The sequence below is a fragment of the Pseudorhodobacter sp. genome, from assembly GCF_030452865.1.
Classification (GTDB): Bacteria; Pseudomonadota; Alphaproteobacteria; order Rhodobacterales; family Rhodobacteraceae; genus Pseudorhodobacter.
Genome location: NZ_JAKDLJ010000114.1, coordinates 1 through 9,184, shown reverse-complemented (window position 1 = coordinate 9,184; position 9,184 = coordinate 1). Strand labels below are relative to the sequence as shown.

Annotated in this window: 9 protein-coding genes and 1 pseudogene; 6 read left to right on the top strand and 4 right to left on the bottom strand. The window is 59.3% G+C overall.

Annotated elements, in window-relative coordinates:
- The 3 genes and pseudogenes from L0H65_RS08805 to L0H65_RS08795 all read right to left on the bottom strand — a co-directional run.
- Window positions 1–159 (bottom strand): 3-keto-5-aminohexanoate cleavage protein (locus L0H65_RS08805; protein WP_301458500.1); only part of this gene is annotated, 159 nt, incomplete at its 3' end.
- Between the two features lies 1 nt (window position 160).
- On the bottom strand, window positions 161–1,492 hold the full coding sequence (locus L0H65_RS08800; RefSeq protein WP_301458499.1) for an aspartate aminotransferase family protein: 1,332 nt from the start codon (window positions 1,490–1,492) through the stop codon (window positions 161–163).
- Window positions 1,493–1,504: 12 nt separating this feature from the next.
- Window positions 1,505–2,275, bottom strand: a pseudogene (locus L0H65_RS08795) (amino acid ABC transporter ATP-binding protein).
- A gap of 436 nt (window positions 2,276–2,711) precedes the next feature.
- On the opposite strand from L0H65_RS08795, the gene L0H65_RS08790 reads away from it, so the two are divergent.
- Window positions 2,712–2,837, top strand: a complete 126-nt coding sequence (locus L0H65_RS08790) for a hypothetical protein (protein ID WP_301458498.1) — start codon at window positions 2,712–2,714, stop codon at window positions 2,835–2,837.
- A 171-nt stretch (window positions 2,838–3,008) separates the two neighbouring features.
- On the opposite strand, the gene dps is transcribed toward L0H65_RS08790, so the two are convergent.
- On the bottom strand, window positions 3,009–3,488 hold the full coding sequence (dps, locus tag L0H65_RS08785; protein ID WP_301458497.1) for a DNA starvation/stationary phase protection protein Dps: 480 nt from the start codon (window positions 3,486–3,488) through the stop codon (window positions 3,009–3,011).
- Between the two features lie 127 nt (window positions 3,489–3,615).
- Here dps and L0H65_RS08780 point away from each other — a divergent pair, with 127 nt between their 5' ends.
- The 5 genes from L0H65_RS08780 to L0H65_RS08760 all read left to right on the top strand — a co-directional run.
- On the top strand, window positions 3,616–5,871 hold the full coding sequence (locus L0H65_RS08780; protein WP_301458496.1) for an acyl-CoA dehydrogenase: 2,256 nt from the start codon (window positions 3,616–3,618) through the stop codon (window positions 5,869–5,871).
- Between the two features lie 225 nt (window positions 5,872–6,096).
- The gene (locus L0H65_RS08775; protein WP_301458495.1) at window positions 6,097–6,630 is read left to right on the top strand and encodes an iron transporter; all 534 of its coding nucleotides are present in this window, start codon (window positions 6,097–6,099) and stop codon (window positions 6,628–6,630) included.
- 40 nt (window positions 6,631–6,670) lie between these two features.
- Window positions 6,671–7,018: a cupredoxin domain-containing protein gene (locus L0H65_RS08770; RefSeq protein WP_301458494.1), complete on the top strand. Its 348-nt coding sequence runs from the start codon at window positions 6,671–6,673 to the stop codon at window positions 7,016–7,018.
- 14 nt (window positions 7,019–7,032) lie between these two features.
- Window positions 7,033–7,869 (top strand): FTR1 family protein, encoded by an 837-nt coding sequence (locus L0H65_RS08765; RefSeq protein WP_301458493.1) that lies wholly within the window; start codon window positions 7,033–7,035, stop codon window positions 7,867–7,869.
- A partial coding sequence (locus tag L0H65_RS08760; protein WP_301458492.1) for a 4Fe-4S binding protein occupies window positions 7,866–9,184 on the top strand: 1,319 nt, incomplete at its 3' end. The genes L0H65_RS08765 and L0H65_RS08760, both read left to right, overlap by 4 nt.

Here is a 9,184-nt window from a genome sequence, read left to right as displayed (position 1 = left end):
ACCCGATGGATCGCGCGCATGCAGGTGTAGGGTCGCCGCGCCCGCCGCTGCTGCCTCCATAGATTTTTGCGAAATTTTATCCATAGTGATGGGCAAATTCGGCGACATCGACGGGGTTCGGACGGCGCTGGTGACAGCGCAGATGATGATTTTCGACATATCAGCCAACCTGCGCGGGCAGTTCCGCCATAAATTGCGACAGCGACAGATCGAGCAACTCAGTGATCTCATTCAACTGCGCTTCGGTCGTAATCAACGGTGGACAGACGAGGAAATGATCGCCCGAGGTGCCGCCCCGTGTGCGCCGGGAATAGATGATCAAGCCATTGTCATAGGCGATATCGACCAGCCGCGAATGGGCGTTCAGGCTCGGGATGAGCGGCGCTTTGGTGGCGCGATCCGCCATCAACTCGAAGGCCATCAACAAACCTTTGCCGCGTACATCGCCAATCAGGCTATAGCGTTGCATCAGCCCTTGTAGGCGTTCTTGTAACAAAAACCCCATCCGTTCGGCGTTGCCTACCAGATCACGCTTGGCAATCTGGTCCAACACCGCCGCCCCCGCCGCACAGGCAAGGGGATTCCCGGCATAGGTAAAGCCGTGCATGAACCCGCCACCTTCCATCACCGCGTCCACCAAATCATCGCGCGCAATCATTGCGCCAAGAGGGACATAACCCGCGCCAAAACCTTTGGAGATCGCGATCAAATCCGGCACTGTTCCCCAATGTTCCGCACCAAAGAAGCGCCCGGTACGACCACCACCCGTCATCACCTCGTCATGGATCAACAGCACCCCATATTGCGTACAAATCTCACGAATACGCGGCATATAGCCCGCAGGCGGCACCAAAGCACCGGTCGATGCCCCACCGACAGGTTCCACAATAAAGGCCATAACGGTATTTGGCCCCTCCTGCAAAATCATGGCCTCCAGCATATTGGCATAGTGCAATCCTGTTGACGGATCGTCCATATCCCGTCCGTCGAGATATGCACGCGGCGCAGGGATTTTCGGCATCCGCTGCATCATCGGATCAAACGGTGCCGACATCGTTGCATAACCGGTAAGGGCCAGCGCGCCAAGCGTGCAACCATGATAGCTGGGATAGCGCGAAATCACTTTGAACCGCTGCGGCTGCCCCTGCATCAGCACATATTGCCGCGCCAGTTTCAGCGTGCTTTCCACCGCCTCCGACCCACCGGAAACGAAGAACACTTTGTTCAAGCCATCAGGGGCTAACGCGGCTGTCTTGCGTGCCAAATCTTCTGAGCTTTCGGTCTGAAAATGCAGCCGATAGCCGAAGGTGGATTTGTCCATCTGCGCCCGCATCGCGGTCAGTACCGCCGGGTCGGAATGGCCCAGGTTCGACACCATCGCACCCGATGATCCGTCAATATAGCGTTTGCCATTCTTATCCCACATATAGATTCCGTCCGCCCGGTCGAGCATTGGGCGCGGGGATTTGGTCTGATAGAACAGGTTTGACATGGCGGGGCTCGCTCAATCGCCGTTACGGGCGAGGTGTTTGCGCAGAAATTGCGGGTGCGTTCTTGTCCGGGGTTTCTTGAACAGCGTTGAAGGCGGGCCTTCTTCGACCACCACGCCGCCATCCGCGTAAATCACCCGATCACAAACCGCAGCCGCAAAATCCATCTCGTGCGTGACAATCATCATGGTCAGATGCTCCTCAGCGAGTCGCTTTATCATCTGATTGACCTCCTCTACCTGCTCCGGGTCAAGCGCTAATGTTGCCTCATCAAACAGCGTAACCTTGGGTTTCATCGGTAGCGCACGCGCAATCGCGACACGCTGCTTTTGGCCACCCGAAAGGCGTGACGGGTCTGTGCCGATCTGGACCAGAAATCCGGCCTTTTCCAAACGTTCCTCCGCGAGTGTACTCGCATCAGCTTCTGACAACCCGTTCAGGATATGCGATGCGAGGGTGATATTGCCACGCACCGTCAGATGCTGAAACAGGTTGAAATGCTGGAAAACCATGCCGATATTCTGGCGCACCGCGTTGACGTGTTTCTCCTATTGCCGGGGTGGCAGTTTGCGGTTGATCTGCACACGTTCCAGCGAGATCTCGCCTGAGGGGAGCGGCTGCAACTCATGTATTACTCGCGCAGCCGTCGATTTGCCTGACCCGGATGGCCTGATCATGGCAACAATCTGCCCGTGATCCACGGTCAGATTGATGTCTTTCAACACCTGCAAATTGCGAAAACTTTTGGCGGCGTTCTTGATCCCGACAAAAGCGCACGGTGTCATGTCGGCCTCCGTTCCTTAGCGCGAAGCGGCGTTCCGTCCGACGTAACCCTGCCTCCAGCGCGAGATTGATGATGTAATAGCAAAAAGCGCCGGCGAGGTAGAATTCAAGTGACTGATAAACACGGTTGATGGCCTTCTACGCCGCCAGTGTCGGTTCCATGACGCTAATCACCGAAAACAGCGCGATCACCGCATGAACTGCTTGCGGGATGATGACGCGGTGCAAGTTTGGCCGCGCGACACAAAGAAAGTCCGTGTGTCGTCACTTCGGCCAGTATCGACGCCCAAAAATTGACGCCTGAAGCGGTTCTCTGACGTGTCGCACCAGACCGACGAAGCGGCCGACCCCTTGTTCGCTATTGCCAGTCTGCGCGCACTTGCAAGCTTGAATCCTGGTTTGAAATGTATTTCGTCTAGACGGCCCGAGGCGCGGCAGATGATCATCTTCAACATCGGGATCGGTGCGCTGCCGATCCATGTCGCGCAGCGCGATGTCGGGCGGGGGCTTCGTAACACATGCCGCCCTGTAACGCTTTGCGCGCAATCGACATTTACCTTGTAACCAATCCGAAACGAACGATGAGCCGGGCAGAGGTGGCGCTGTTTGCGATGTTGCAAAACACGATGGGTCAAACCACGCCGGAGGATCGGCGCTTTCGCTGAGCCGCCGAATAACAGACGCAACCGCAGGCATGCCGTGGTTGCGCTTGTGTCGTTTTGACCGAGCCCCGCGCTATTCGGGGACGTTCGCACCTATGAACCAGGCGTCCTTGTCCAGCACCCGGCTTGCTTCAGTGAACAGATCTGCGGTGTCATCGTCACCCGCATCCGTCGCGACCGTGATGGCTTCACGCAATTTGCGACCCACAGCCATGAACCGGGTCTTCAATTCCTCGGCATGCTCGGCGACCGGCGAAATTTCCGGCGGATAGGCGGCGAGTGTCGCGCCTTTTGCAACTTGCTCCAGCGTCCCTTTGGCAAAACCACCAAGGACCACCGCCCGCTCCGCCATCATGTCTGCAGAGGCTCGCAACCTGTCCACCACTTGATCCAGCAACTCATGCACCCCGATGAAACCCACGCCCTTGAGGTTCCAATGCGCCTGCTTGACTGCAAGCGACAAGCTGATCGTCTCCGCCAGATTCGCATTCAGAAGGTCGATCATCTGCTTACAGACTTTTTGGTCAAGATCTCCGACAAATTTCCTCGGCATCTCGTGCTCCTCTTTGTTGTCTCATGCAATAACTCACTCAGTCGGCGGTTGGTTCCAAATCCCTGCTGGGCGGCCTTGCAGGGAACTGATCCGCGCCGCCGGAGTTAGCGTTTGGGAGGCATTTGCGATGAACAGCCTGCGCGCGTCGATCCTGACCAAGCCGGTCCACAAGTGGGCGAAGGGCGTTTTGCCAACGCTGTCCGCGACCGAAAGTGAGGCACTGACAGCGGGTGAGGTCTGGTGGGAGGCGGAACTGTTTTCGGGGAACCCCGACTGGAAGAAACTCCTCGCGGTGAAACTGCCGAAGTTGAGCGTGGAGGAGCAGGCGTTCTTTGACGGCCCGTGCCAGCAGTTATGTGGCATGATCAACGATTGGCAGATCAATCGTGAAGATGGTGACCTGCCGCCGGATGTCTGGCAGTTCCTTCGTGATCACAGATTCTTTGGCATGATCATCGCGAAATCCTACGGTGGCTTGGGGTTTTCGGCCTTCGCGCATTCGGAGATCGTGCGTTTCATCTCAACCCGTTCCGTTGCCACCGCAGTCACGGTGATGGTGCCGAACTCGCTTGGTCCGGGGGAGTTGCTGCACCAATTCGGAACCGACGCGCAAAAGGATTATTGGCTACCACGTCTGGCCGACGGTCGCGAGCTTCCTGCATTTGGCCTGACGAGCGCAGAGGCCGGTTCCGACGCCTCGGCCATGGTCGATGACGGCGTGATCTGCAAGGGCGATTGGCAAGGCAGGGAAGTGCTTGGCATCCGGCTGAACTGGGCAAAGCGCTATATCACGCTGGCCCCGGTTTGCACCGTTCTCGGCCTTGCTTTCAAGCTGCGCGATCCGGATGGGTTGTTGGGAAATCAGCCGGAAATCGGCATCACCTGTGCGCTGGTGCCGACCGATCTGCCCGGTGTCGAAACCGGGCGGCGGCATATTCCCTCCTCCACCATGTTCATGAACGGCCCGACCACCGGCAAGGATGTGTTCATCCCGCTGGATCATATCGTCGGCGGACCGGATTACGCGGGCAAGGGCTGGATGATGCTGATGTCGGCGCTGGCGGCCGGGCGCGGCATATCGCTGCCGTCAATGGGTTGCGCTGCCATCGCGCTATGCGCTCATACCACAGGTGCCTATGCCCGCATCCGCCAGCAATTCAACCTGCCGATCGGCAAGTTCGGCGGGGTGCAGGCGCGCATGGGGCGGCTTGCGGCCGACGCCTACGCAATGGATGCCGCCCGCCATCTGACCTGTGCCGGGTTGGATGAAGGCCGCGCGCTGTCCGTTATTTCGGCCATCATGAAGGCGCATGCGACGTTCCGGATGCGGGATGCGTTGAATGACGCGATGGATGTGCATTCCGGCAAGGCAGTTATCGACGGGCCATCGAATTACCTGTTGCCGCTTTACCGCGCGGTGCCCATCGGGATCACGGTGGAGGGTGCAAATATCGTCACCCGCAGTCTGATCATCTTTGGCCAGGGGTCAATCCGCGCGCATCCACATATGCTGGATGAAATACTGGCGTTGCAGGAACCGGACGCGGAAACGTCGCTTGCGGAGTTTGACAAATCTTTCTGGGCGCATGTCGGCCACACCACCCGTATCCTGTTTCGTGCGTGGGGTCGTGCGATAACCGCTGGGCGTTTTGCACCCGCGCCTGACGCGGGCGCGGCCACCCCGATCTATCGGCAACTGTCGCGCTGGTCGGCTTCCTATGCCGTGGCTGCCGACTTTCTGTTCCTGACGCTGGGCGGCACCTTGAAGCGGGAGGAAATGATCTCAGCGCGGATGGGCGATATCCTGTCCGAGATGTACATTCTCTCTGCCGCGCTGAAACGGTGGGAGGATGAGGGGCGGCAGGAGGCGGATCTGCCTGTATTGCAATACGCCGCAGCAACTGCGTTCAAACGTATTCAAACGTCCCTTGATCAGGTGATCGCCAACCTGCCCGCGCGCTGGGCGGCATGGGTGCTGCGCTTTTTGACGTGGCCAGGTGGAACCGTGCGCGGCCCTGATGACAGACTGGCGGTGCAGTGCAGCAACCTGCTCTATGAACCCTGCGCAACTCGCGACCGGATCACGGGTGCGGTGCATCAGGGATGCAGCCGCAACGGGGTTCAACTGCTCAACCGTTGCTACGCAAGAGTCACCGCACTGGCACCGCTGATGAAACGCCTGCGCGACGCAAAGATGACGCCGCAACAGGGGTTTGAGGCCGGCATTGCAAGTCAGGCCGATCTGGCGGCGATTGACGAAATGTCGGAGTTGGTGTCGCAGGTGATCGCGGTGGATGATTTCACGCACGAAAAGCTCGCGCCCTACTTCGCCCATTACGCAGCAGCGGCATACGAACCTGCCGGACGAGAGGTAGCGGAGTGATCACCCCCGGAAAGCAAAACCCCTGAAGCCGCGCGCCCCCTGCCGTGTGAGCGTTGATAGCGACCTACCGTTCGGCCGAGAAATGCGAGCTCGGCAGTGGCGTCCCTGCGTTCGGTGATTACAGAATTGTGATGCCGTCAATGGCGCAGGTTTTCTGTCGGGTATTTAACTGACTGAAACACTATGGTAATCACCATCACAACACGCCCCCAGCGGAGAACGGAAATGATTCGAAACCTCCTCGGTGCCGCCGTCCTGATTTCGACGGCATATTGCCTGCCGGCCGCCGCCACGGAATACCCGATCGGGGAGCCGCAGAATGGCGGTGGTCTGGAAGTTGGCGCGGTCTATCTTCAACCCATAGTAATGGACCCAGCGGGAATGATGGCCCCCGCCGCTGATTCCGATATCCATCTGGAAGCAGACGTTCACGCGTTGGCTGGAAACCCGAACGGGTTGGCCGAAGGTGAATGGGCGCCCTATCTCCAGATCAGCTATCAACTATCGAAAAAGGACAGCGACTGGACAACTGCCGGCCATATGATGCCGATGGTTGCCAATGATGGGCCGCATTACGGTGACAACCTCAAACTGGCCGGAGCAGGGGAATACCACCTTGAACTGACGGTAGCGCCCCCCGAAGGAATTGATTTCGGGCGCCACACAGACCCAGAAACCGGCGTCGCCCCGTGGTTTGACCCTTTCACCAAAAGCTATGACTTCATCTATGCCGGAACCGGCAAAAAGGGCAGCTACTGAGCGCCAGTGCGTAAACCGCCAACAAACCCTGAGGATTCACATGCGATCACCGTCCCGAACAGCACTTCTTGCCTTGACGTTTTTGACGGGCGCTTCAATCGGGGCGCGGGCTGAGGAAATGCCGGTGATCGAGGTTACACTGAACGATGGTGTCATCACGCCGCAGCATATCGAGGTCGCAGCAGGCACGCCGTTCAAGCTCTCAATCCGCAACGTCGGCACCACCGCGGCGGAATTTGAAAGCCAACGACTTTACAAGGAAAAGGTGTTGGCACCGGGGGCGGCATCCTTTCTGGTGTTCCGCAAACTCTCTGCCGGTTCCTATCCGTTCTATGACGAATTCCACATGAACCTGGACAGTGCCAACGGCACTATTACGGCGAAATAAGCCCAAGGCACATCATGCTCGCTCAGATCCTTTTCATCGTGTGGCGCGAAAGCGTCGAAGCATTGTTGGTTATCGGCATCCTTGCGGCATGGATGGCGGCGAATGATGCCGCCGCGCGCGGTCGCAGATACCTTTGGGGCGGCGTTCTGGCGGGTATTGCGGCGGCTTTTGCCTTGGCCGCAATCTTGATGATCTTCGCGGCAGAGCTATCCGACGAAGCGCAAGATTGGTTCCAGACCGGACTTGTGCTGCTTGCGGGCGTGCTGATCGTACAGATGGTGTTCTGGATGCAGGCGCATGGCCGCAGCCTGAAGCGTGATTTGCAAAGCGGGTTGGCGGAGGCAGCGCGCAGGCGTCATTGGTGGGGCATTTTCACGCTTGCGCTGATCGCTGTCGCGAGAGAGGGCAGTGAAACCGTGGTGTTTCTCTACGGTATCCTGTCAGGTGGGGCGGAGGCAGCGGGCGGCTTGCCCGCAGTGATCGGTGCGATCCTTGCCGGTTTCACGCTCGCACTTGCGACTTACGGGCTGCTGCAAATGGGGCGGCGTTGGCTGTCCTGGCGGTTGTTTTTCCGGATCACCGAAATCCTGTTGCTGCTGCTGGCCTGTCAGATGTTCACCAGTGGCGCGGAAAAGCTGATCGGGCTCGGCATACTGCCCTTTGACGACCCGCTATGGAACACAGGCTGGTTCCTGAGCGATTCAGGCCGCTGGGGCGGCTTGCTTGCGGGTCTGACCGGATATCGCGCGCAGCCGGGCGCGGTGACAGTCACTGTCTGGGTGCTGTATTGGGCGGTGGTGGTCGGGTTCGGGTCGTGGCAATCGCGGCACATCAGGGCACGAGTGGCATGACCGCAATCGACTTCCCCGCAAATCCGCACGAAACCCGTCTGGTTCGGGTCGGGCTGTGGTTGCGGGATCATCGTCGCACCATCATGGCAGTGCAATGGGGCGTAGTCGTCGTCTATGCCGTGTTGCTGATCGGGCCGACGCTGCTGCCATTGCCACCGATCGGCGCGCATATCTGGGACAACCTGACGCTTCTGGCGCAATTCCTGTTCTGGGGCGTGTGGTGGCCGGGTGTCTTGCTTTCCATGCTGGTGTTTGGCCGACTTTGGTGCGGGATCTTCTGCCCCGAAGGCGCGCTGTCCGAATTTGCTGCCAGCCATGGCCGAGGCCGCGCCACCCCGCGCTGGATCCGCTGGAAGGGTTGGCCCTTCACTGCCTTCGTGTTGACGACGGTGTACGGCCAGTTGATCAGCGTGTACCAATACCCTTTGCCGGTGCTCCTGATCCTCGGAGGCTCCACCGCTGCCGCAATGGCCATCGGCTGGATGTATGGCCGCAACAAGCGGGTCTGGTGCCGGTATCTTTGCCCGGTCAACGGCGTCTTCGGTTTGCTCGCCAAACTCGCGCCGGTGCATTACGCGGTGGATCAGCAGCAATGGCATGCGCCTCAACATCGCCCCGCAGCAACGACCCCCTTCACCTGCGCGCCATTGGTGCCGGTGAAGGTGATGAAGGGCGCAAGCGCCTGCCATATGTGCGGGCGCTGCGCCGGGTTTCGCGACGCGGTGGAATTGAAAACCCGACGTCCGGACCATGAGGTCGTGCATGTCGCCGGCGAAACGGCAAGCATCTGGGACAGCCTGCTGATCATCACTGGATTGATGGGCGTCGCTATCGGTGCGTTTCAATGGTCCTCCAGCCCCTGGTTCATCGCGCTCAAACAGACGCTTGCGACATGGCTGGTGCGTCACGGCATCGTCTGGCCGTTGGAGCAAAGCCTGCCGTGGTTCGTGCTGACCAACTACCCGGCGCGCAATGATGTGTTGACGCTGCTGGATGGCGCGGTGTTGCTGGCCTATATCACAGCGGCGGCCATCGTGATCACCATCGCGGTCAGCCTGCCGCTTGGTCTTGCCGTCGGGATCACTGGGCGCTGGCACGCGCAACGTTTTCACCATCTCAGCCACGCGCTGATCCCGCTTGCGGCGGTTGGTGTGATCCTGGGCCTGTCCTCGATGACCGTGACCCAGCTTCGTGCCGACGGCTTTTCGCTGGGCTGGATCGGCCCGGCGCGGATTCTTGCCCTCGCCCTCGCGGTTGCGGCGTCAGGCTGGCTTTTTTGGCAGATCACCGGGAAATATGCCCGCTCCAGGCGACC

What these genes read in the sequence shown, in the direction of transcription:
- L0H65_RS08800 (WP_301458499.1), bottom strand. Translation starts at nt 1,492, where the DNA reads ATGTCAAACCTGTTCTATCAGACCAAATCCCCGCGCCCAATGCTCGAC.
- L0H65_RS08790 (WP_301458498.1), top strand. Translation starts at nt 2,712, where the DNA reads ATGATCATCTTCAACATCGGGATCGGTGCGCTGCCGATCCATGTCGCG.
- dps (WP_301458497.1), bottom strand. Translation starts at nt 3,488, where the DNA reads ATGCCGAGGAAATTTGTCGGAGATCTTGACCAAAAAGTCTGTAAGCAG.
- L0H65_RS08780 (WP_301458496.1), top strand. Translation starts at nt 3,616, where the DNA reads ATGAACAGCCTGCGCGCGTCGATCCTGACCAAGCCGGTCCACAAGTGG.
- L0H65_RS08775 (WP_301458495.1), top strand. Translation starts at nt 6,097, where the DNA reads ATGATTCGAAACCTCCTCGGTGCCGCCGTCCTGATTTCGACGGCATAT.
- L0H65_RS08770 (WP_301458494.1), top strand. Translation starts at nt 6,671, where the DNA reads ATGCGATCACCGTCCCGAACAGCACTTCTTGCCTTGACGTTTTTGACG.
- L0H65_RS08765 (WP_301458493.1), top strand. Translation starts at nt 7,033, where the DNA reads ATGCTCGCTCAGATCCTTTTCATCGTGTGGCGCGAAAGCGTCGAAGCA.